Annotated in this window: 19 protein-coding genes; all 19 read right to left on the reverse strand. The window is 45.4% G+C overall.

What is annotated here, in order from left to right:
- Window positions 1-41 precede the first annotated feature (41 nt).
- Window positions 42-431 carry an 8-oxo-dGTP diphosphatase MutT gene (gene mutT, locus EBI00_RS03085; RefSeq protein ID WP_123094477.1) on the reverse strand — a complete coding sequence of 130 codons (390 nt, stop codon included), beginning with the start codon at window positions 429-431 and terminating at the stop codon, window positions 42-44.
- Window positions 431-1651: a bifunctional glutamate N-acetyltransferase/amino-acid acetyltransferase ArgJ gene (gene argJ / locus EBI00_RS03090; RefSeq protein ID WP_123094478.1), complete on the reverse strand. Its 1221-nt coding sequence runs from the start codon at window positions 1649-1651 to the stop codon at window positions 431-433. Before argJ ends, mutT begins: the two co-directional genes overlap by 1 nt.
- 16 nt (window positions 1652-1667) lie before the next feature.
- Window positions 1668-4370 (reverse strand): preprotein translocase subunit SecA, encoded by a 2703-nt coding sequence (secA, locus tag EBI00_RS03095; protein ID WP_123094479.1) that lies wholly within the window; start codon window positions 4368-4370, stop codon window positions 1668-1670.
- Window positions 4371-4511: 141 nt separating this feature from the next.
- Window positions 4512-5429: a UDP-3-O-acyl-N-acetylglucosamine deacetylase gene (gene lpxC / locus EBI00_RS03100; protein WP_123094480.1), complete on the reverse strand. Its 918-nt coding sequence runs from the start codon at window positions 5427-5429 to the stop codon at window positions 4512-4514.
- Between the two features lie 106 nt (window positions 5430-5535).
- A complete protein-coding gene (ftsZ, locus tag EBI00_RS03105; RefSeq protein WP_123094481.1) occupies window positions 5536-6765 on the reverse strand; it encodes a cell division protein FtsZ in 1230 nt (409 codons plus the stop codon).
- Between the two features lie 38 nt (window positions 6766-6803).
- Window positions 6804-8075 (reverse strand): cell division protein FtsA, encoded by a 1272-nt coding sequence (gene ftsA / locus EBI00_RS03110; RefSeq protein WP_123094482.1) that lies wholly within the window; start codon window positions 8073-8075, stop codon window positions 6804-6806.
- A 75-nt stretch (window positions 8076-8150) separates the two neighbouring features.
- Entirely contained in the window at window positions 8151-8831 is a 681-nt protein-coding gene (locus EBI00_RS03115; RefSeq protein WP_123094483.1) for a cell division protein FtsQ/DivIB, read from the reverse strand.
- Window positions 8832-8834: 3 nt separating this feature from the next.
- A complete protein-coding gene (locus tag EBI00_RS03120) occupies window positions 8835-9800 on the reverse strand; it encodes a D-alanine--D-alanine ligase (RefSeq protein ID WP_123094484.1) in 966 nt (321 codons plus the stop codon).
- 4 nt (window positions 9801-9804) lie between these two features.
- Complete coding sequence (gene murC, locus EBI00_RS03125) at window positions 9805-11226, reverse strand: UDP-N-acetylmuramate--L-alanine ligase (protein WP_123094485.1); 1422 nt, start codon at window positions 11224-11226, stop codon at window positions 9805-9807.
- A complete protein-coding gene (gene murG / locus EBI00_RS03130) occupies window positions 11216-12295 on the reverse strand; it encodes an undecaprenyldiphospho-muramoylpentapeptide beta-N-acetylglucosaminyltransferase (RefSeq protein WP_123094486.1) in 1080 nt (359 codons plus the stop codon). Before murG ends, murC begins: the two co-directional genes overlap by 11 nt.
- Window positions 12292-13491, reverse strand: coding sequence for a putative lipid II flippase FtsW (gene ftsW / locus EBI00_RS03135; protein WP_123094487.1), 1200 nt, complete (start codon window positions 13489-13491; stop codon window positions 12292-12294). Before ftsW ends, murG begins: the two co-directional genes overlap by 4 nt.
- Entirely contained in the window at window positions 13488-14852 is a 1365-nt protein-coding gene (gene murD / locus EBI00_RS03140; protein ID WP_123094488.1) for a UDP-N-acetylmuramoyl-L-alanine--D-glutamate ligase, read from the reverse strand. The genes ftsW and murD overlap by 4 nt, the downstream gene beginning before the upstream one ends.
- Window positions 14853-14861: 9 nt before the next feature.
- A complete protein-coding gene (gene mraY, locus EBI00_RS03145; RefSeq protein WP_123094489.1) occupies window positions 14862-15944 on the reverse strand; it encodes a phospho-N-acetylmuramoyl-pentapeptide-transferase in 1083 nt (360 codons plus the stop codon).
- Between the two features lie 14 nt (window positions 15945-15958).
- Window positions 15959-17305: a UDP-N-acetylmuramoyl-tripeptide--D-alanyl-D-alanine ligase gene (locus EBI00_RS03150; protein ID WP_123094490.1), complete on the reverse strand. Its 1347-nt coding sequence runs from the start codon at window positions 17303-17305 to the stop codon at window positions 15959-15961.
- Window positions 17295-18761 carry a UDP-N-acetylmuramoyl-L-alanyl-D-glutamate--2,6-diaminopimelate ligase gene (locus tag EBI00_RS03155; protein WP_123094491.1) on the reverse strand — a complete coding sequence of 489 codons (1467 nt, stop codon included), beginning with the start codon at window positions 18759-18761 and terminating at the stop codon, window positions 17295-17297. Before EBI00_RS03155 ends, EBI00_RS03150 begins: the two co-directional genes overlap by 11 nt.
- Window positions 18762-20525, reverse strand: coding sequence for a peptidoglycan D,D-transpeptidase FtsI family protein (locus EBI00_RS03160; RefSeq protein ID WP_123094492.1), 1764 nt, complete (start codon window positions 20523-20525; stop codon window positions 18762-18764).
- On the reverse strand, window positions 20522-20797 hold the full coding sequence (gene ftsL, locus EBI00_RS03165) for a cell division protein FtsL (protein WP_241556934.1): 276 nt from the start codon (window positions 20795-20797) through the stop codon (window positions 20522-20524). Before ftsL ends, EBI00_RS03160 begins: the two co-directional genes overlap by 4 nt.
- Window positions 20790-21728: a 16S rRNA (cytosine(1402)-N(4))-methyltransferase RsmH gene (gene rsmH / locus EBI00_RS03170; protein ID WP_123094493.1), complete on the reverse strand. Its 939-nt coding sequence runs from the start codon at window positions 21726-21728 to the stop codon at window positions 20790-20792. Before rsmH ends, ftsL begins: the two co-directional genes overlap by 8 nt.
- Window positions 21725-22180, reverse strand: coding sequence for a division/cell wall cluster transcriptional repressor MraZ (mraZ, locus tag EBI00_RS03175; RefSeq protein ID WP_123094494.1), 456 nt, complete (start codon window positions 22178-22180; stop codon window positions 21725-21727). The genes rsmH and mraZ overlap by 4 nt, the downstream gene beginning before the upstream one ends.
- Window positions 22181-22322 lie beyond the last annotated feature (142 nt).

Genomic DNA, 22322 nt, shown 5'->3' on the forward strand with positions numbered 1-22322 from the left:
AGCACAGATGGCAATAAAACACTAAGCAGTGATCAGGGTCGCTACGACGACGCTTTCAAAAGGTCGTTAACGATCACTTTATTGGCATCAGGAAAGTCATAAGACGCGAGATCAGAGATATCCACCCAACGCACTTCTTGACCCTCTTTACCAACAGGATCACCGTCAAAGCCAGTCACTTTGTAAAAACAAAGCTCAACCTGTTTATCACCATAGTCATGAGCAATCGTCTTAAAATACGCATACTCAGTAACCATTATTCCGCACTCTTCTTTTAATTCCCTCACCAAGGCAACGTCTGCTGGCTCAGACGGCTCACACTTACCGCCTGGAAATTCCCAAAGATTGCCTTGGTGCTGGTTCGACTGCCTCAAAGCGATAAAAACAGCACTATCGCGCAAAATAATACCAACGGCAACTTTTACCAACATTAAGTGCGATACTCAGCATTGATGGTGACGTATTCATGAGAAAAGTCGGTTGTCCATACCGTATCTGTGGCTTGCCCCATACCAAGATCGACCACAATATGGATCTCTTGCGGCGCCATCGCCTGCTTGCCATGCTCTTCCAAGTAATCGGGCGAACGGCCACCGTCTCGGGCGATTTCAAAACCGTTAATGTGAAGCTGAACCCGATCCACATCCAGATTATCCACTCCAGCACGACCCACAACCGCCAAAATGCGTCCCCAGTTCGGATCTGAAGCAAACAGCGCTGTTTTCACTAATGGTGAATGAGCAATTTCAAATGCCACTTTCGTCGCATCGCCCTGCTCTATCGCACCAGCTACTTCAACGGTAACAAACTTGGTCGCACCCTCGCCATCACGGACAATCGCATGAGCAAGTTCTTGCATCACTTCAGTAAATGTCGCTATGAAAGCTTGCGCCAAGGGATCTTCCATCGACGTAACTTTATCGTTACCCGCCATACCAGTCGCGACAGCAATACAAGAGTCGTTCGTTGAGGTATCGCTGTCAATCGTGATGCGGTTGAAGCTCTGATTTACAACGTCTTTCAAAATTTGCTGTAGTAGATCAACTTCCATCGCTATATCGCTGCAAACATACCCCAACATGGTCGCCATATTAGGACGTATCATGCCAGCGCCTTTCGAGATACCTGCGATAGTGTAAGTACGACCTTCAAAATCAAAACTACGCACTGAGCCTTTTGGCAAAGTATCGGTTGTCATGATACCTATACCTGCAGAATGCCAGTTATCCGCTGATAAATTGTCAAGTGCGGCCGGAATAGCCGCAATAATCTTATCAACAGGCAATGGCTCACCAATAACGCCAGTCGAAAATGGCAATATGGCTGCCGCATCGACACCCACTTTGCTTGCCAAAGACTCACACGTTGCTAGTGCTGTCGTTATACCAGATTTACCGGTTCCCGCATTCGCATTACCCGTATTGATTAACAAGTAACGACTCGCCGTAGTGGTTAAGTTCTGCTGACAAATACGAACGGGGGCTGCACAGAAGGCATTTTTAGTAAAAACACCAGCAACCGACGCCCCTTCACACAACTCAAATATAACCACATCTTTCTTGTTTGGTTTTTTTATGCCAGCTTCAGCGACCCCAATCCGAACTCCTTTTATTTCTGGAATGCGAGGGAAATCATGTAAACCTACCGCCATTTCAATATTCTCCTAATTACACTAGACGACCATGACATTGTTTAAATTTTTTCCCTGAACCGCATGGGCAAGGCTCGTTTCGACCCACTTTAGGGAATTCTGCCGCATCGCCAGCCTTATCGGAACCATCAGACAAAGCATTAGATGAGTCATGAACCATGTTCATTCTCATTTTTTCTTCCTGCTTTAGGCGTGCTTCTTGAATTTTTTCGGCTTCATCCGCAGACTGAACTTTGACACGGGTTATAATTTGAATCACTTCGTACTTTATTTGCTCAAGTAAGCCTTGGAATAACTCGAACGCTTCACGCTTGTATTCCTGCTTGGGATTTTTTTGAGCATAACCACGAAGATGAATGCCCTGTCTGAGCATATCCATTGTCTGAAGGTGTTCTTTCCACAAGGTATCAAGCACTTGCAATAAAACCTGCTTTTCAAACGATCTGAAAGGCTCTTTGCCCGCAATCGCTTCTTTCGCTTGATAATCTTCTATAAAGCTGTCGAGAATCTTTTGACGCAAAGGCTCTTCATAGAGTTTCTTGTCATCTTCTACCCATTGCACAATCGGCAAAGAAAGACCAAATTCATTACGGATCTTCTCTTCAAGACCTGGTAGATCCCACATATCAAAAATACTTTGCGGCGGCACATATTGGTCTATTATTCCTGCCACCACTTCTTCGCGCATCGCCATCACAGCTTCTGATAAATCATCCGATGTCATCATGTCATAACGCTGGCGGTAAATAACCTGGCGTTGATCATTGGCCACATCGTCATATTCGAGTAGCTGCTTACGAATGTCGAAGTTTCGCCCTTCTACTTTACGCTGAGCTTTTTCAATGGCATTAGACACCATCTTGTGCTCGATCGCTTCGCCTTTTTCCATGCCAAGCGCTACCATCATCTTTTTGACACGATCAGACATGAAGATACGCATTAAGCTGTCTTCGAGAGACAAATAGAAGCGTGAAGAGCCCACATCACCCTGACGACCCGCACGACCGCGTAGCTGATTATCTATACGTCTAGATTCGTGACGCTCGGTACCAATAATATGCAGACCTCCCGCGTCTAATACAGAGCGATTTCGTTCAGCCCAATCGGCTTTCAACTTCTCTACTGCCTGCTCAGAAGCATTGGCACCAAGTCGAGCTAATTCAACTTGTAAGTTACCACCTAGCACAATATCTGTGCCTCGACCCGCCATATTTGTGGCAATAGTAACCGCACCAGGACGCCCAGCATCCGCCACTATTTCAGCTTCACGTTCATGCTGTTTTGCGTTAAGCACATTGTGAGGGATGTTTTTCTTGGTTAAATAGCTCGATAAAAGTTCTGAATAATCAATTGACGCTGTACCCACAAGCACGGGACGGCCTTGTTTTACGTTTTCTTCAATATCAACAACGATGGCTTCAAACTTGTCTTCTGTTGACATAAAGATAAGATCATTAAAATCTTTACGCTGAACAACACTGTTGGTAGGAATAACAACAACGGACAAACCATAAATTTGCTGAAATTCAAAAGCCTCTGTATCCGCTGTCCCTGTCATACCAGACAACTTCTCATACAATCTGAAAAAGTTTTGAAACGTAGTCGAAGCAAGCGTTTGGCTTTCGGCTTGAATTGTTACACCTTCTTTGGCTTCTACCGCTTGATGAATCCCTTCAGACCAACGACGACCGACCATGGTACGACCAGTATGCTCATCGACGATCACAATTTGATTGTCTTGTATTACATAATCCACATTCTTTTTGAATATGACATGCGCTTTTAAACATGCGTGGACGTGATGAAGAAGAGATAAATTACTTGCCGCATATAGACTCTCACCTTCGCCAAGTAAACCTTGCTCAACCAGCCACTCCTCAACAAAAGAATGTCCTTCTTCTGTCAATTCTATGCTGCGCTGCGACTCATCAAAAATATAATGACCTGATGGCTCCTCACCTTCGTTTTCTACCTGCTTAGTTAATAGAGGCGCAAGAAGATTTATCTTTTTGTATTGCTCAGAACTGTCTTCAACCGCACCAGAAATAACCAAGGGCGTTCTGGCTTCATCAATTAATATGGAATCCACCTCATCGACAACAGAAAAGTTCAGATCTCGCTGAACTCGATCCTCAAGGCGAAAGATCATGTTGTCACGAAGATAATCAAAACCGAATTCATTATTGGTGCCGTAAGTGATATCACACAGGTAAGCACTTTTCTTTTCATCACGCTCTTGTCCGGAGAAAACAACGCCAACACTCATGTCTAAAAATTCATAAAGCGGGCGCATCCAATTAGCATCACGCTTAGCCAAATAATCATTCACGGTAACAACGTGAACGCCTTTAGAGGTTAACGCATTTAAATAAACGGCCAAAGTAGCAACGAGTGTTTTACCCTCACCCGTTCTCATTTCTGCGATGCGACCTTCGTGCAATACCATGCCACCGATTAACTGAACATCAAAATGACGCATATTCATCACTCGACGGCTGCCTTCACGAACAACGGCGAACGCTTCTGGCATGATCGCATCAAGCTTCTCGCCATTTTCTAGACGAGCCCTGAATTCACTGGTCTTTCCAGCAAGCTCATCGTCAGATAATGACTCAAGGCTTTTTTCTAACTGGTTGATCTGTGCAACCATTTTTTTGTAGCGTTTTACTTCTCGGTCATTCTTTGTGCCGATAATCTTTTTAATTACAGTTCCTAACATCTTGAACTCAACGTAGCCAATTAGTAATCCTTAGAGTCTACCATGGTAAGGTGAAACAAATCATGGAATATCAATACCCTAAACACAAAAAAACCAGACATATAGTCTGGTTTTTAATCAATCTCTGACAATATTTAATACTTATGCGCCAGCGAAAGCAGGCTCAACGTAAGATATTGGATGTGCCTGAGCTTCATCTTCGAAGACGACATATTCCCAAGCATCTTGATGCTCAAGCAATGCGAGAAGCAATTTGTTATTCAGAGCATGACCTGACTTGTAGGCTTTATATTCACCAATCAGACTATGACCTAAAAGATACAAGTCACCAATAGCGTCAAGTATCTTATGACGAACTAGCTCATCACGGTATCTAAGTCCTTCGTCGTTCAAGACACGGTAATCATCAAGCACTATGGCGTTTTCCATATTGGCGCCACGAGCAAGATTATTGTCTTTGAAATACTCAAGATCTTTCATGAAACCAAACGTTCTTGCACGACTTATTTCTTTTACAAAAGTGGTCGTTGAAAAATCAAATGACGTACTTTGAACATCTTCACCGATAGCTGGATGTTCAAAATCAATGGTAAAAGACAGTCTAAAACCTGAATGTGGTTCTAGAGAGGCAAATTTATCCCCTTCATCAACACGAATAGGCTTTTTAACTCGAATAAAACGCTTTGGAGCATTTTGTGCCTCTAGACCGGCAGACTGCAACAAGAAAACGAAAGGGCTCGCGCTTCCATCCATTAACGGGACTTCGCTAGCGCTAACTTCGACGTAAGCGTTATCGACACCCAAACCCGCCATTGCAGATAACAAATGCTCTACGGTACTAACCTTTACATCACCCTGACATAAAGCCGTTGCAAAATTTGTTGAACCTACTGAACGTGCGTCTCCATGAATCTCTACAACTGGATCCAAATCAGTCCGTACGAAAACAATACCTGTATTAACAGGGGCAGGCTTTAGTGTCAGATACACTTTCTCGCCGGAGTGTAAACCCACTCCAGTTGCTCGAATAATGTTTTTTAATGTATGTTGGCGTACCATTCTATTCCTACAATATTATGACAGGATACTATTTAATGATAAATAGTATCAATTACTCATTTTTTATACAATCCAACGAGGTGTTCTTGCATCGTTTTTGCTAAAACTAGTCAGCTTGACGACGTAAAAACGCTGGAATGTCCAAGTACGATAGTTTATCGCCACTCGAAGTAGAGTTTGATTCTAAAGAATCGCCCTTTTCACTCGAGCTTCTTTCTACCGTTTTCACACCCGGAGCGGGTGGAGCTTTTGGCTCTGGCTGAGCAACAGCCGTTCTGCCAACATCAACACTACTTCCCACTACCTGCTCAACTTTTTCTACAACTTGCTGAGGCACATTTAACTCAGCGGTTTTTACTTCAACCGCTGGACGTCCTTCCAATCCTGTTGCGACAACCGTGACGCGCATTTCATCCCCAACACTTGGGTCAATCGCACAACCGATCACAACAGTTGCATCTTCTGATGCATATTCTTCGATGATACTACCCACCTCAGTAAACTCAGACAGACCAACTTCTTCGTTTGCTGTAATGTTTACCAATACACCGCGAGCACCCTTGAGATTAATGTCTTCAAGAAGAGGGTTATGAATGGCCGCTTCAGCCGCAACTCGAGCACGGTCTTCACCTGAAGCCGAACCAGTACCCATCATCGCCATTCCCATTTCTGACATAACCGTTCTAACGTCTGCAAAGTCGACGTTAATCAAACCTGGTCGCATAATAAGGTCGGTAATACCTTGAACCGCGTTAAACAACACGTTGTTCGCTTCACCAAACGCTTTAAGAAGCGTTATGTTTTTACCTAAAACCGGTAGCAATCTTTCGTTTGGCACCGTAATTAATGAATCGACATTATCTCGTAATTCTTTAACGCCTTCTTCGGCCACTTTTGCGCGACGACGCCCTTCAAATGGGAAAGGCTTAGTCACTACAGCTACGGTTAAAATACCAAGCTCACGAGCCACTTTGGCGATAACCGGTGCAGCACCCGTACCGGTACCACCACCCATACCCGCTGTAATAAACACCATGTCAGCACCGGTCAAAAGCTGCGTGATCTTTTCTTGATCTTCCAAAGCAGAGTCACGTCCCACATCGGGATTAGCGCCCGCACCTAAACCTTTGGTAATGGTGGAACCAAGCTGCAATGAAACGCCTGTTTCAAACCCAATTAACGCTTTAGAGTCCGTGTTGGCACAAATAAATTCAACACCTTCCAGGCGGTTTTCTAGCATGTGACGCACTGCGTTACCACCGCCACCACCAACACCGATCACTTTTATTACAGCGTTATCTGAAAGGTTATCCTCAGCTAAATCAAAGACATTCATGGGCTTATCGCTCCTCAATAAATTACAATCTATTCCAACTAAATATGACTCTGAAACCAGTGTTTCAAATTGTGCCACGCCTTCGCTACACTGAAGGAAGGCCTAGTTTCTTTTTGAGCCAGAACAGATGCTTCTCGTTTAATTTGAGTCTTAGACATTGTCCGCTTAGAGGTTTCAGTGACTTCAGCCTCTTTGCTACCATAAGCCAATAAACCAACACTTGTTGAATATATAGGGTTATCGACAATATCAGACATTCCTTTAGTACAATCTGGCAAAGATAATCGAACTGGCATCTGAAAAACTTTCTCAGCCAGCTCCGCCGCGCCTTCCATTAACGACGTACCCCCAGTAATTACAATGCCTGCAGGGATTCGTTCTGCGTATCCGCTGCGTCTTAATTCTTCCAAAACTAAGTTGTAAATTTCTTCGTACCTGGCTTCAACAACCTCCGTCAATGCATGACGACTGATTGATCGAGGTTGACGATCACCCACGCTGGGCACCTGTAGGACCTGCTCTGCAGAGGCCATAGATGACATAGCACAAGCGTATTTGATTTTTATTTCTTCTGCATGCTGAGTTGGCGTTCTAAGTGCCATCGATATATCGTTGGTCACCTGATCTCCTGCAACAGGAACAACGGCGGTATGATGCAAAGCGCCATCTAACCAGACGGCGATGTCTGACGTGCCAGCACCAATATCAACCAAGCACACACCCAAATCTTTCTCATCATCACTCAAAGAAGATTCACTGGAAGCAAGCTGGGACAAGATGACACCATCGACTCCTAGGCCGCAGCGCTTAATGCATTTTTCAATATTCATCACGGCATTAACCGCACCGGATATCAAATGCACGTTTGCCTCTAACCGTACGCCTGACATACCAAGGGGATCTTTAATGCCTTCTTGTGAATCAATATGATATTCCTGCGGCAAAATATGAAGCACACGCTGATCAGAAGAAATTGGCACGGCTTGCGCTGCATCGATTACTCTGTCTATGTCTTCTTTTTGTACTTCGCCGTTTTTAACGGCAACAATGCCATGAGAATTCAAGCTGCGTATGTGACTGCCTGCCACACTGACATAGACAGAGTGAATATTGCACCCTGCCATTAATTCAGCTTCTTCTACTGCGCGCTGAATGGACTGCACTGTAGATTCTATATTGATAACGACGCCGCGTTTCATCCCTTTAGATACATGAGATCCAATGCCAACTATTTCCAAGCTACCATCAGCCAGAATTTCGCCAACCAAACAAATAACTTTTGATGTGCCTACATCCAAACCGACTATCATTTCACCTTCCCGGCATCACGTATCGTTGTTATATGACCTATCGCCTTGTTTGAAAAAGCAACAAACAGGCCAATATCATTCATTTTTTTTCCAACCCACAGCCACCCCATGAGGATAGCGTGCATCAACAGAGGTTATCTGGTCTATTCTACCCGATAAATCGCTTTTATACACTGCGATAAAGCGTTGTAGCCGCTCTAATATTTCTTGGCGGCCAAGCTGTACAACAAGCCCATTAGTGAAGGCTATAGTCCAAGCACCACGGGGCTCTAGCGTTAACACAGCCACTCGCAAAGAGGTGGGTGCAAGCACTTGGCTAACCAAACCAAACTGCTCTAAAACAACATCACTGGTACCTACCGGACCAAGCAGACTGGTTAGCGGCAACTCTGGCACTCTTAACGGCGAAAACACTGACGCCGATGTGGAGATAAGTTGCCGATCCCCCCAGTATGCGAGAGGCGTATGTTCATACACAAGCACCTGCAAAGTGTTTGGCCATACTTTACGAATTTCTGCTCTTGACACCCATTCTGAGGACGTCGCAACCGTCAGTGCGTCCGATAATGAAAGACTAAGAAGACTCTGACCTAATAAGGGAGAAAAATCGTCACGTAATTCCCCTTCAGTGACATATTTCAAATCCCCTTTGATGTCGAGCTTTTGAATTGTAAACCACGCGTTTGGCGATTTTTCACCTTGGAAAATGGCAACCAAAATCAGTGTGATGGCTCCGATTAGCGCCGCAATCCTCATACGTTATTTATAACCTGCTTTTTCCCAGGCGCTCTGCGCTATTTTTTCAACCAACGCAGCATAATCAATTCCAACATAGGCTGCCGCCATAGGCACCAAACTGTGGGACGTCATTCCTGGAGCGGTATTAACCTCTAACACCCAAAATACGCCGTCTTGATCACGCATAATGTCAACACGCCCCCAGCCTGAGCACCCTAGAGATCGATAAGCGTCAAGCGCCAACATCTGCAACTCGTTCTCATCATCTTCACTCAAACCACAAGGCAATAAATACTCCGTATCCATTGCGATATACTTGGCGTCAAAATCGTACAGTTTATGCTCTGGTGCAGGCTTAAGACCGATGGCCGGAAAAGCCACATCATCAATGATAGTGACGGTAAATTCTGGGCCATCTACAAAGGCCTCAACCAAGATGTCGGAGTCATAAGAAAGCGCACTGACAAGCGCTTCATCTAACTCAACACGATTCATCGCTTTACTAATCCCAATAGTTGACCCCTCTCTAGAGGGCTTAACGATCATAGGATAAGACATGGCTTGCTCAATCACATTCGCATCCGCACTGCCCACAAAGGACAAATACGCTGGCGTTGGTATCCCGATGCCTTTCCAAAAGCGCTTCGTCAACACTTTATCCATCGCAAAGCCACATGCCAGCGGTGCACTGCCTGTGTAAGGCTTACCCAGCATTTCAAGTAGCGCTTGCACACTGCCATCTTCACCCTCCCCCCCATGCAACGCAATGAAAGCAAGATCAAACTCGACAGATTGGAGCTGCACAATAGGGTCAAGTAAGGCATTGGGACCATACAAGTCAATTTCTGCCACCTGATAGCCTTTAGAACGCAACCCTTCTGCCACCAAGGTGCCACTTTGCAAAGACACCTCTCGCTCTGCAGAACGCCCCCCATAGATAACCGCAACGATCGATTCTTTCAACGATAGACTTTTTGGTGAAGACATAAAATCAGATCCCGCTTATTGACAAGTTTTTAGACACGGTACCAATATCACCCGCCCCCTGAGTAATCAAAAGATCGCCGTCACGCAGCACATTGTTTAATATCGAGCGCAAGTCCGATTCGCTACCAACATGAATCGGGTCAACATTTCCACGTTGACGTATGCTACCGCATAACGAGCGACTATCCGCGCCGTTAATAGCTGCCTCTCCCGCAGAATACACGTCTAACAACAAGAGAACGTCGACTTGAGACAAGACTCGAACGAAATCTTCATAAAGATCTCGTGTGCGCGTATAACGGTGAGGCTGGTACACCATCACCAACCGTTTCTCTGGCCAGCCAGCACGAATGGCTTTAATTGTCGCCAAAACCTCGCTAGGATGATGACCATAGTCATCAACAAACATCACTTCCCCTCCCTTAGGTAAAGACAAGGGCTTTTGCTCTTGGAAACGACGACCAACGCCTTCAAAACCCATCAAACCAGCCTGTATAGCGACTGGGTCTACACCTAGATCCGTAGCCACCGCAATGGTTGCCAGAGCATTAAGAACATTGTGCTTGCCGGGCATAGGCAAACGAATTTTTAATGGATCGCCATCAGGACGATGCGCTAAGAACTCACAAAAACGCCCTGTTTGAACAATGTCTGTTGCATAAAAATCCGCTTTTTGATCAATCCCATACGTCAAAATAGGTCGACTCAGAGAGGGCAGAATTTCTCTCACATTCTCATCATCCACACACAACACTGCCAAACCATAAAAAGGCAAATTGTGTATAAACTCTATAAATGTCTGTTTTACCTTCGAAAAATCACCATCATAGGTATCCATATGATCAGCATCAATGTTAGTCACTATGACGGTTTGTGGCTGCAAGTGTAAAAAGGAAGCATCACTTTCATCGGCTTCCGCAACAAGATAAGCACTACTCCCAAGCTGAGCATTTGTCCCTGCACTGGTCAAACGTCCACCTATCACAAAAGTCGGTGCTTCACCCGTCGCGACTAATATTGCCGCCATAAGACTGGTTGTCGTGGTTTTGCCATGGGTTCCAGCAACTGCAATACCATGACGGTAACGCATAAGCTCAGCGAGCATCTCTGCCCTGCGAACAATGGGGATACGATGTTGCTTACCCCAGATTATTTCAGGGTTTTCAGGGTTGACTGCGGTAGAAACAACAATAACGTGGACATCATAAACATTTTGCTCAAGGTGCCCTAGATAAACCTTAATACCTAATTTCTCAAGACGCTCTGTCGTTGAAGAGGCCTTTATATCGGAACCCGATACCTGATAACCTTGATTATGCAAAACTTCTGCAATACCACACATGCCCACTCCACCAATACCAATAAAGTGAATGTTTTGAATTCGACGCATGGTAGGAATGTCGTACTGAGCTTTATTATTTATCATGATTGATTAACCTTAAACAGTGCGCGACCACATCATGGGTCGCATTTGGGCGAGCAACCAACTTGGCACTTTCACCCATTTTTAATAGTGTTTCTTTGTTGTCCGCAAAACGAGACAATAATTCAGTGATGGTATCCGCAGATAATTTCATTTGAGGTAACAAGACGGCCGCCCCCACACTTTCTAAATGACGGGCATTAGCGGTTTGATGATCATCTATGGCATAGGGATAAGGCACTAAAATAGAGGGTAGACCCACTATCGCAAGCTCACTCACCGTCATTGCACCAGCACGGCACAAAACAAGGTCTGCCCAATAATAGGCTTGATCCATATTCTCTAAATACGCCTCAACTCTGGCTTCAACATTGGCCGCTTTATAGTCAAGCAGTACATCGTCAAAATGCCGAACACCGGTCTGATGCCAGATATCCAACCGCACAGAACAAGACCAGCTTGCCAATACTTGCGGCATAACATCGTTGATCGCTTTTGCGCCCAAACTTCCCCCAACCACTAACAATCTAAGGGGACGCGATGCTTCTCTGGACGTTTCTCGAACGGGTTGGTCGAGAATGCTATCTCGAATAGGATTCCCTACATTGACCCCGTTGGCTAACGCACCATCGAAAGCCTGCAACCTAACCTTGGCAAATTTAGACAACAACGTATTCGTCGTTCCAGCAATCGCGTTTTGTTCATGTATTGCCAAAGGGATACCCAACAGCCTAGCCGCTACACCACCAGGCCCCGCTACGAAGCCACCCATACCCAAAACAACGTCTGGTTTGACTTTTTGCAATACAGCAAGCGCTTGGCCAATAGCATAAAGAACCCGAAAAGGTGCAGCCAAAAGCCCTAAAATACCTTTTCCTCTTACGCCTTTTATGGATAGAGAATGCACCGGAATATCATGATTAGCTACCAGCGTTTCTTCCATTCCCCCTTTTGAACCTAGCCACTCAACCTCTAGCCCAATCCCCCTAAAACGATGTGCACACGCCAAAGCAGGATAAATATGACCACCGGTTCCACCGGCCATGATAACAACTCTTTTCGGCTTACTCACGCACGACTCTCTTGCATTCCACTGGCTTTTCTAAAATAGGGATCAAGCCCTAACTCTGTACGCTGATTTTCAATATCAATGCGTGCTACAACAAACAAACTGCAAAGGGTAATAATTAAACTACTTCCTCCATAACTAATCAGCGGAAGCGTCAGCCCTTTGGTCGGCAGAAAGCCTGTATTTACCCCAATATTGATAATGACTTGGGCCAGAATTAAGATTGCAAATCCGAAGCATACATAAGCAGCAAAAGGGCGTGAAAGGTCCATGGCTTTTCGGCCGATCTTAAACACTCGGCTCAACATCAGACCAAACAGGCCAATAACGACAAGGCCGCCAAACATGCCTGTCTCTTCGACCCAAATAGAAAACACAAAATCGGTATGGGCCTCAGGCAAATACGATAACTTCTGCACGCTATTGCCAAGCCCCAAACCAAACCATTCTCCTCGACCATAAGCAATTAATGCCTGGCTCAGTTGATAACCTTGATCAAAGGGATCAGCCCATGGATCAATAAAATTCATCAATCTTTTGAGACGATAACTGGCGGAAATCGCCACCACGACCAAGACGCCAAGCGCAACCCCCATCAACAATACAAATTGATAAAGCGGTGCACCTCCCAAAAAAAGTAACACCATCACGGTGCCTAACAAAACCACTGATGCACCAAAGTCTGGCTCTAAAAGTAAAAACAACAAAAAGATACCACACAAAGAAAGAGGCAGAATAAAGCCCCCCCAGCCTTCTCTAACACGATCGGCTCTTCTTACTAAATAACCTGAGAGGTACACCACCATGCAGACTTTTGCTACTTCGGAAGCCTGAAGGTTAAACACCACCAAATTAATCCAGCGTCGACTGCCATTTACACTTTTACCAATACCTGGCACAAGCACCAAAATCAGTAAAATCAAAGACAGCCCCATCATCAGGATGCCCCATTTTTGCAACTGACTGGTCGGCAACGACAACAGAATACAGCCCATTGTGGTTCCCAACACTAAATACAAAATTTGACGACCCATAAAGAAAAATGGATGACCATACATACCGTCAGAAATCGAAATCGAGGCGCTCGATACCATTACTATGCCAATACAGATGATGCAGACCACAGAGCCAAGAAAAAGAGCATCAACTCGACCAAACTCACTGAGCGACACCCGATCAAATAGCGCCATCACATTCATAGCTTATTAACCAACAAGGCATTAACAAGTTGAGCAAAGTGATCACCACGCGCTTCATAATTTTTATACATATCTAGACTTGCACAGGCGGGAGAAAACAACACAATGTCGCCTTCCTGACCATCTTGATCAACACTCGACACAATCTGATCCAATGATTCCAATAATTTAACTTCAGTTCCTTTTGGAACAACGTCAGCAATACGAGCCGCGTCTTTACCAAACAAGTAAACCACCCGCACAAAATCAGCCACAGGCTTGGCAAGCGCTTTGAAGTCAGCACCTTTGCCTTCACCACCGGCAATTAACAAGATATTTTTACGGTTGCTAGTACCAAGCCCTTGAAGAGCCGCTAAGGTGGCACCTACATTGGTGCCCTTTGAGTCATTGACGTAAGTCACCTTGTCATGAACTCGCACCGTTTGGCAACGGTGTGGCAAACCACAAAAGGTTTTCAACACTTGGGCAACACCGGCAGATTTAACGTCTACACCAAGAAGCTCAAGCATCGCCAGTGACGCTAAAATATTCGCATAATTATGGGCACCCTTTAGGGCAATATCCGAGGTATGATAAAGTCGCTCAACACCACGACACAGCCAAGACCCTTCGCTGTCTTTCAGCAGACCAAACTCTTTGAGATCTGGACTTTTTGTTGTGAAAGCACGGACAGGGACACCTTCAGGCAACAAAGGGGCCGTTAGAATATCTTGCTTGTTGCATACCGCCGCTTTACAACCACGGTAGACTCTTTGCTTCACTCGCTGATATTCATACAGATCTTTATACCGATCCATATGATCTTCGGATACATTCAATAAGCACGCCAAATCGGCTTTTAAAGCAGGGGTTGTTTCAAGCTGGAAACTCGATAACTCGAGTACATAAAAATCGGTATTGGCTTCAAGAAGATCCAAGGCAGGCAGACCTAAGTTGCCTCCCGCTTTGGCTTTTTTACCGCAAGCTTGCAGCAACAAAGCCACCAAAGTAGTAACAGTACTCTTGGCATTGGATCCCGTAATCGCCACAAAAGGCGCATCCACGTAATCACAAAACAAATCAATATCGCCTCGCATTGCCACACCTTGCTCGGCCAAGCGAGATAACACAGGGGTACTTAAAGGTATGCCAGGGCTAACAAAAAGCTCCGTCACACCCAAGGTTTCCAATATATTTAAGTCACCTGCAAATATACGCGCCTCAGGACAATACTCTTTCGCCTGTTCCAAACCAGGCGGATTATCTCGAGAATCTACCACGTAGAACTCGATCCCCTTACTGGCCAAAAAACGTACGCAAGATAGGCCTGTTGCCCCTAAGCCGACAACCGCTCTTACTCGATCTGATCCGATCAACGACATGCAAAACCCCTAGCGTACTTTTAACGTAGCAAAACCAATTAAAACCAAACATACAGTGATAATCCAAAAACGCACAATCACTTTAGGTTCCGCCCAACCCTTTAACTCAAAGTGATGATGGATAGGCGCCATACGAAATATCCTTCGTTTTGTTAACTTATAGGATGCCACCTGCAAAATAACGGACACGGTTTCCATCACAAAAATACCGCCCATAATGAAGAGCACCAACTCCTGACGAACAATAACAGCAATGGTACCGAGTGCAGCCCCAAGGGCCAGCGAACCCACGTCTCCCATAAAGATTTGAGCAGGATAGGTGTTAAACCATAAAAAACCTAACCCTGCCCCCGCCAATGCGGCGCAAAACACTAAAAGCTCTCCGGTTCCCTGAACATAGGGTATAAGGAGATAATCGGCAAAACGAATATTACCCGTTAAATAGGCAAACACCCCTAACGCACCACCCACCATGACCGTTGGCAGTATTGCTAAACCATCTAATCCATCGGTTAAATTCACTGCATTACTAGTACCGACAATGACAAAGTACGTCAGCACAATAAAAAACAACCCAAGAGGAATAGCAACATCTTTGAACAATGGAACAATTAAAGCCGTTTCAGCGGGCGTGCTGGCGGTGTAGTACAAAAATATTGCCGCCGCCAAACCAAACACACTCTGCCAAAAATATTTCCAACGTCCCGGCAATCCACGTGGGTTTTTCTCGACGACTTTACGGTAATCATCAACCCAACCAATCACACCAAAAGACAGCATTACCAGCAAAACAACCCAAACATACTTATTGCTTAAGTCGCCCCACAACAAGGTACTTACACTAATAGAGAAAATTATTAGCGCTCCACCCATAGTCGGTGTGCCCGCCTTCGACAAATGCGATTGCGGGCCGTCACTACGAACGGCTTGACCGATCTGCAAACGCTGTAATAACACAATGACTTTATTTCCTATCATCAAAGAAATAGTAAGAGCTGTCAGCACACCCAATATGGCACGCAGTGACAAATAGTCAAACACTCTGAAAAACGTGTAGTACTCACTTAAATAGGCGGTCAACAGGAGTAACATGGGTGAGGTATTTCCTAATTAATTAATGCTTCAATTATATTTTCCATCTTAGCGGAGCGAGATCCCTTCACTAAAATGGCATGTTTTTCATCAAGCGCGCTCACGATGGACGCGGCTTCATCATGCGTGTCACAAAACACCACATGACCACCTTGCTCTTTAAACGCCTTACCGGCAATACCGGCAATCGGACCAAGACAAACCAAACAAGATAGTTTTTTGCTTGCCGCGTACAAGCCTAAAGAATGATGTATTTCCTGCTGAAAGTTACCCAGCTCACCTAGAGCCCCCAAGACCAGCCACTTCTGCTCAACAGATTGCATGGACAAAACATCAATGGCCGCTTCAACGGACTTAGGACTGGCGTTATAACAGTCATTAATTAACAACGCACCGCTGCTAGACCGTAACCTTTCTAGGCGCCCAGACACTAATACAGGAGTCGCTACCTCTTTTACTGCGTGGCTGAAATCATAACCTAAGGCAATTAAAGCCAGAACCACCGCCATGGCATTGGCAACAGTGTGTTGCCCAGGACCTGCGATATGGACAGACAAAGAGGCGCCACGAAAATGGAATACAGCGTTACTTGACTCCGCCCCCAACTCAAGATCCGTAGCGAATAAATCAGCAGACTCTGTAAACCCAAATGAATACACAGCTCGGTTGGCAGCCAAGCCACACCAGTACTCGAAAAAATCATCATCTGAATTAAGAACCACGGTCGCATTTGGTGCAGCACCAGAGATCAATCCGCCTTTTTCTATTGCGATTCCCTCAAGGCTGCCTAAACCGTCAAAATGGCTGCCACTGGCATTCGTCAGTATCACCACATCTGGGTAAGCAATATTCGCCAGCAAAGGAATTTCCCCTGAAAAACTGGTTCCCGTCTCAATCACAGCAGTATCGTGCAGAGAAGTCAGTTCTAACAAGGTTTGCGGTACACCAATCTGATTGTTCAAATTAGCGCGTGTTTTTAACACATTTTTGTCATGAATGGACTGAGCAAGCCAATCTTTTACGGTTGTTTTACCATTACTGCCCGTAATGCAAACAACGGGCCCCGTAAACGCCTCTCTTATTCGTCGAGCTATCGCACCATAGGCCAACTTAGTATCGGCCACTTTGATATAAGAGGTTACGTCAAGCACTTGCTGAGACACCACACCAACCGCGCCTGATTGCATGGCGTGTTCGACATAATCATGACCATCAAAACGCCCACCTTTTAAAGCAACAAACACACACCCTGGCGATATTTGTCGGGTATCAGTCACAATGGAATGTACAGTGGAATCTTCACCAACAAGCTCGCCGTTGCAAGCATGAGCAATATCGGAAAGAGTCAGATTAATTAACATAGGCTTTTACCACCTCTAACGCCTCTTCTCTATCATCAAAATGATGTTTAATACCCATTATATCTTGATACGTTTCATGGCCTTTGCCAGCAATCAAAACGACATCGTCTGGGCCGGATGACAAAATAGCTTGTCGTATTGCCGAACGACGATCAGGTTCATAGCTAAAGGCCTCATCGGCACTTGTTTGCGCTAAAATATCAGAAAAAATCTGCTCTATTGGCTCAGTACGAGGATTGTCCGAGGTTAACCACACGTAGTCAGCATAATGCAAGGCAGCAGACATCATTAAGGGGCGCTTACCTCTGTCTCTGTCACCACCACAACCAAACACACACACTAAACGACCACTTGAATGCTCTCGTAATGCTTGTAAAGCCACTTTTAATGCTTCCGAGGTATGAGCATAATCCACCACAACCAGTGGCGCACCGGGCCATTGAATCTTCTCCATACGACCTGGTGCACCTTGCAACACAGATAAACCGTCAATCAAGCGTTTCTTATCGCTAACGCCATACCAAAGACTTGTCAGTGCCGCCAAAGCATTTTGTACATTAAAACGCCCCATCAAAGGCAAAAATATGGCACTTTCACCTTTAGGATGACACAGAATAAAACGACACCCTGTCGGCTCTAATGACAAATTTTTCACGAAAAAATCCGCTTGTGTATTTTGCTCACTGTAATAATGATGTTGTGAATGCTCTGCAGCGCTTGCCATAAAAGCGGCATAATCATCATCAAGACAAAACACAGCGTGCGACACATTAGGAAAAGCAAATAAACGCTGTTTGGCCAGTGCATAGGCGTTCATATCGCCATGATAATCTAGATGATCACGAGAAAGGTTCGAGAATACAGCGGTTTGAAATGGCACGCCCTCAATACGACCTTGATCAAGCGCATGAGAAGACGCTTCAAAAGCAACAAAGTCTACACCCGATGCAGCCATCTCCATTAAAGTCCTATGCAAAGACAATACATCTGGAGTCGTTTGCTGAGCAGCCGCTAAACTCTGTATAGGGCCCACACCAAAGGTGCCGATCAAACCACTTGGCAACCCCACAACTTGCGCCAGCTGTGCCATATAAAAACAGATAGAAGACTTTCCATTTGTACCTGTCACAGCAACCATTTGAGCTGGCATGCGTCCAAAAAAACCATGCAAACAAGCCACCAGCAGCGCAGTAGGGTCCGCGACTGGAATCAGCAGAATATCATCGCGCTGTAGGTTTAATACGGCAGGAACCACAGCGACCTGACAGCCGCGCGCAACCACATTATCTAAATAACCCCAACCGTTCGAGGTCACACCGGGTAAAGCGAAAAAAACGCACCCATCGTCCGCCTTTCTACTGTCTGTTTCTAGATGGCTATAAACCGCAAAATGCGGGTCACTCCCTAAAGAGAGGCCCGCTAATTCAAGTAACTGATTATGTGTTATTTCTGACATTTAGCCACCGTGCACCACTTGATAAGGAGGCTTTTTAGGGGATATCCGAACCTCTCTGAGCCCTTCAGGTAAATCCGGATAAATATTCAGCGTCGTTAAGGCACCTTCCATTACCCTCGAAAAAACCGGCGCTGCGACTTCGCCACCATAATATTCTCGCCCTTTCGGATCGTTAATCATTACTACCATGGCAAGCCTAGGATCAGAGGCCGGCGCTAGACCAGCAAACAAGGCAATATATTGGTCATATTCATAGCCTTTTGAGCCCACTTTATGCACTGTACCCGTTTTACCTGCTACACGATAACCAGGTATTTGCGCCGTTCTACCTGAACCCTTCTGCACGACTGCCTCCAACATCTCCACCACATCTTGGGCCACTTTATTCGGTATAATTTGCTTACCTTGAGCAGGCACATCTTGCTTAAAAATGGTAACCGGCACTCGATAGCCGCCGTTACCCAGCGCCATATAGGCTTGCGCTAATTGCAGCGTAGAAACAGACAAACCATAACCATAGGACAAGGTCGCAATTTCCGAAGGATGCCATTTAGGGTGAGATGGCAACACACCACTTGCTTCACCGGGAAACCCGATACCAACAGGAGACCCCATCCCTAATTCGTAGTCCATATTCCAGACAGCGTCTTGGGGCAAGGATAGCGCAATTTTCGATGCCCCTACGTTGCTTGACTTAATCAATAATTCTTCAAAATCAATAACACCGTAGTTTCTCGCGTCACGAATAGTAAAACGCCCAAATCTCATATGACCTGGCGAGGTATCAATTTTTGTCTCTGTTGTATATTGCCCTGACATCAAAGCCGCAGAAACCGTAAAAGGCTTCATGGTGGAGCCGGGCTCAAAAAGATCAATAACAGCTCGGTTACGAAGATCTTCGTATTCCAATACGGCTCTATCATTTGGGTTATAAGACGGTTGATTCACCATAGCCAGAATCTCGCCAGTCTTAACATCTAGAATGACCGCAGACGCCGAAGTCGCCCTGTGCTCGGTAACCGCCGCTTTTAATTCTCGATAAGCTAAATATTGCAGCCTTAAATCAATACTGAGCTCTATGTTCTCACCTGGGCGTTCCGTCTGATCGACACCGATACCGCTAATAATGTTACCCGATAAATCTTTTACAAAACTACGACGCCCAGACACACCTTCAAGAGCAGTGTCAAAAGCGAGCTCAATACCCTCCTGTCCTTTATCGTCTATATTAGTGAACCCCACAACATGTGCAGCGACCTCACCAGCAGGATAAAAGCGCTTATATTCTTTTGTTTTACTAACACCGACAACATTTGCCGCCATGATCGAATCCGCTTCAGTGGGCGGTATCTGACGTCTCAGGTACATGAAAGAACGACTTTTATTTGCTTCAAATCGCTCCTGCAACCACGCTCGACCAACCCCCATAACTTCTGCAAGGCGTTTTATTTCTTCTTCTGGACCCGTTTTTTTCTCAACATCGACTGGCACATTCCACAAGACTCTTGGATTCGCTATTATCGTCCACGTTGGGGTGCTTACCGCCAAGGGCTCACCCCGACGATCCAAAATCATGCCTCGTGTCGCTGGAATGGCCTCGGTTCTCACCGCACGGATCTCACCTTGGTTTTTTAAAAACGCATTATCCACCGCAGTCAAATAGAAAAGCCGACCGCCCGCAATGAAAAACAACAACAAGGCAATGCCGTAGACAAATCTGAAACGCCATTTTTCTGGGGTATGTGGTCTATTGTCAATATTCATGGCTTCACTATTACCAATTCATCCTGAGTAGGGGCTCTCATCTTCAAGTCTCTAATTGCAGCTTGCTCCAAACGACTTGGCTGAGTAAGGGCACTTTGCTCAAGTAGCAACTGCCCCCACCTCACCTCATAGTTCACTTCATCCTGCTTTAGCGTCTGAAGATATGAGAAATCTTTTCTAAAATCATAAACTTGAAATACAACGGATATAGACACTAGGGTCAACACCACCACACCCAAAAAAAACACATGTGGCATAAAACGCTTAGTCACTCACTCGCTCCAAAACACGCAATACCGCGCTTCTCGAACGAACATTATCACTGACTTCTGATTGCGACGGTTTGATCGCTTTACCGATGGTTTTGAACTTGATATCCAAATGGGCGTTACGAATAGGTAAGTGTCGCGGCAACTCTGGCCCTTTCGCTCTTAACTTCATAAAACGCTTAACAATGCGATCCTCTAGGGAATGAAAGCTAATAACCACTAGGCGGCCACCGACTTTTAATGCGTCTGCTGCAGCATCTAAGCCGACTTCGAGATCACCAAGCTCATTATTGATATGAATTCTTATCCCTTGAAAAGCACGGGTTGCCGGATTCTTTCCTTTTTCCCAAGAAGGGTTGGCTTCTGCCACAATTTTTGAAAGCTGTAATGTCGTTAAGATTGGAGTGTGCGCGCGATACTCACAGATGGCTTTGGCGATACGACGAGAAAACCGTTCCTCACCATATTGAAACATTACATCCGCCATGTCTTTTTCGCTGACGGTGGCTATCCACTGAGCCGCACTCATGCCTTTACTTGGATTCATCCGCATATCAAGCGGGCCATCATTCATAAAACTAAAACCACGCTCAGCGTCGTCAATTTGTGGCGATGACACCCCTAGATCCATCATCACACCATCCACTTTGTTGGTATCAAAGGTGCTCTGTATATGTTCAGCCATGTTGGCGAAACTGTCTTGTACTATAGTGAAGCGAGAATCCGCCTGCTCTAGTATCTTGCCATGCTCTATCGCAACAGGGTCTTTATCAAAGCCAAGTAAGCGTCCGTTTTCAAGACGTTCTAACACTAAGCGAGTGTGACCGCCTCGGCCAAACGTGCCATCAACATACAGGCCGTTCTTATCCGTTACCAACATGTCAACGGACTCATCGAGCATCACGCTTATATGTTCTGCCATCGTCTTTGTCATAAAGAAATATCCATCACGGTTTCCAGTTGTAAGTCATCTATGGCGTCTTGAGATAAGTATTCTTCTCGCTGAGCGTCCCACTCAGCTTGACTCCATATTTCAATTTTATTCCCTTGACCCAAAAGCGTAACCTTTCGTTCAAGCTTGGCAAAATCTCGCAGTGGTATTGGCAACAGAATGCGCCCAGCGGAATCAATTTCCAAATCTGTCGCATGCCCCACAAGTAAACGTTGTAGTCGACGCGCTTGCGGTTGAAAACTTGGCAACTTATCTAGCTTTTCTTGAATCTGTTCCCACTCAGATAACGGGTACAACAACAAGCATCTCGAAGCCGGATCAATCGTGACCACAACACCCTGCTCGTCATACAGTGCAAAATCATCACGCAAACGTGCTGGCAAGGACATACGCCCTTTTGCATCAACACTCACTTGATGAATTCCACGAAACATTGTCATACCCACTTATCGACACTTTATCCCACAATTTAACACTATTTGTGTAAAAGAGTAAAAAAAAACCGCACAAGAGGCGCAAATTAGCCTTGGCGGTTTTAGATCAGAGCGAGATAGAAACGAAAAGCATCAAGTAAAA

Source organism: Marinomonas hwangdonensis (genome assembly GCF_003721245.1).
Lineage (GTDB): Bacteria > Pseudomonadota > Gammaproteobacteria > Pseudomonadales > Marinomonadaceae > Marinomonas > Marinomonas hwangdonensis.

Excerpts from the sequence above, each read along its gene's own strand:
- mutT (WP_123094477.1), bottom strand. The coding sequence starts at position 431 with ATGTTGGTAAAAGTTGCCGTTGGTATTATTTTGCGCGATAGTGCTGTT.
- argJ (WP_123094478.1), bottom strand. The coding sequence starts at position 1,651 with ATGGCGGTAGGTTTACATGATTTCCCTCGCATTCCAGAAATAAAAGGA.
- secA (WP_123094479.1), bottom strand. The coding sequence starts at position 4,370 with ATGTTAGGAACTGTAATTAAAAAGATTATCGGCACAAAGAATGACCGA.
- lpxC (WP_123094480.1), bottom strand. The coding sequence starts at position 5,429 with ATGGTACGCCAACATACATTAAAAAACATTATTCGAGCAACTGGAGTG.
- ftsZ (WP_123094481.1), bottom strand. The coding sequence starts at position 6,765 with ATGAATGTCTTTGATTTAGCTGAGGATAACCTTTCAGATAACGCTGTA.
- ftsA (WP_123094482.1), bottom strand. The coding sequence starts at position 8,075 with ATGATAGTCGGTTTGGATGTAGGCACATCAAAAGTTATTTGTTTGGTT.
- EBI00_RS03115 (WP_123094483.1), bottom strand. The coding sequence starts at position 8,831 with ATGAGGATTGCGGCGCTAATCGGAGCCATCACACTGATTTTGGTTGCC.
- EBI00_RS03120 (WP_123094484.1), bottom strand. The coding sequence starts at position 9,800 with ATGTCTTCACCAAAAAGTCTATCGTTGAAAGAATCGATCGTTGCGGTT.
- murC (WP_123094485.1), bottom strand. The coding sequence starts at position 11,226 with ATGATAAATAATAAAGCTCAGTACGACATTCCTACCATGCGTCGAATT.
- ftsW (WP_123094487.1), bottom strand. The coding sequence starts at position 13,491 with ATGAATGTGATGGCGCTATTTGATCGGGTGTCGCTCAGTGAGTTTGGT.
- murD (WP_123094488.1), bottom strand. The coding sequence starts at position 14,852 with ATGTCGTTGATCGGATCAGATCGAGTAAGAGCGGTTGTCGGCTTAGGG.
- mraY (WP_123094489.1), bottom strand. The coding sequence starts at position 15,944 with ATGTTACTCCTGTTGACCGCCTATTTAAGTGAGTACTACACGTTTTTC.
- EBI00_RS03150 (WP_123094490.1), bottom strand. The coding sequence starts at position 17,305 with ATGTTAATTAATCTGACTCTTTCCGATATTGCTCATGCTTGCAACGGC.
- EBI00_RS03155 (WP_123094491.1), bottom strand. The coding sequence starts at position 18,761 with ATGTCAGAAATAACACATAATCAGTTACTTGAATTAGCGGGCCTCTCT.
- EBI00_RS03160 (WP_123094492.1), bottom strand. The coding sequence starts at position 20,525 with ATGAATATTGACAATAGACCACATACCCCAGAAAAATGGCGTTTCAGA.
- rsmH (WP_123094493.1), bottom strand. The coding sequence starts at position 21,728 with ATGACAAAGACGATGGCAGAACATATAAGCGTGATGCTCGATGAGTCC.
- mraZ (WP_123094494.1), bottom strand. The coding sequence starts at position 22,180 with ATGTTTCGTGGAATTCATCAAGTGAGTGTTGATGCAAAAGGGCGTATG.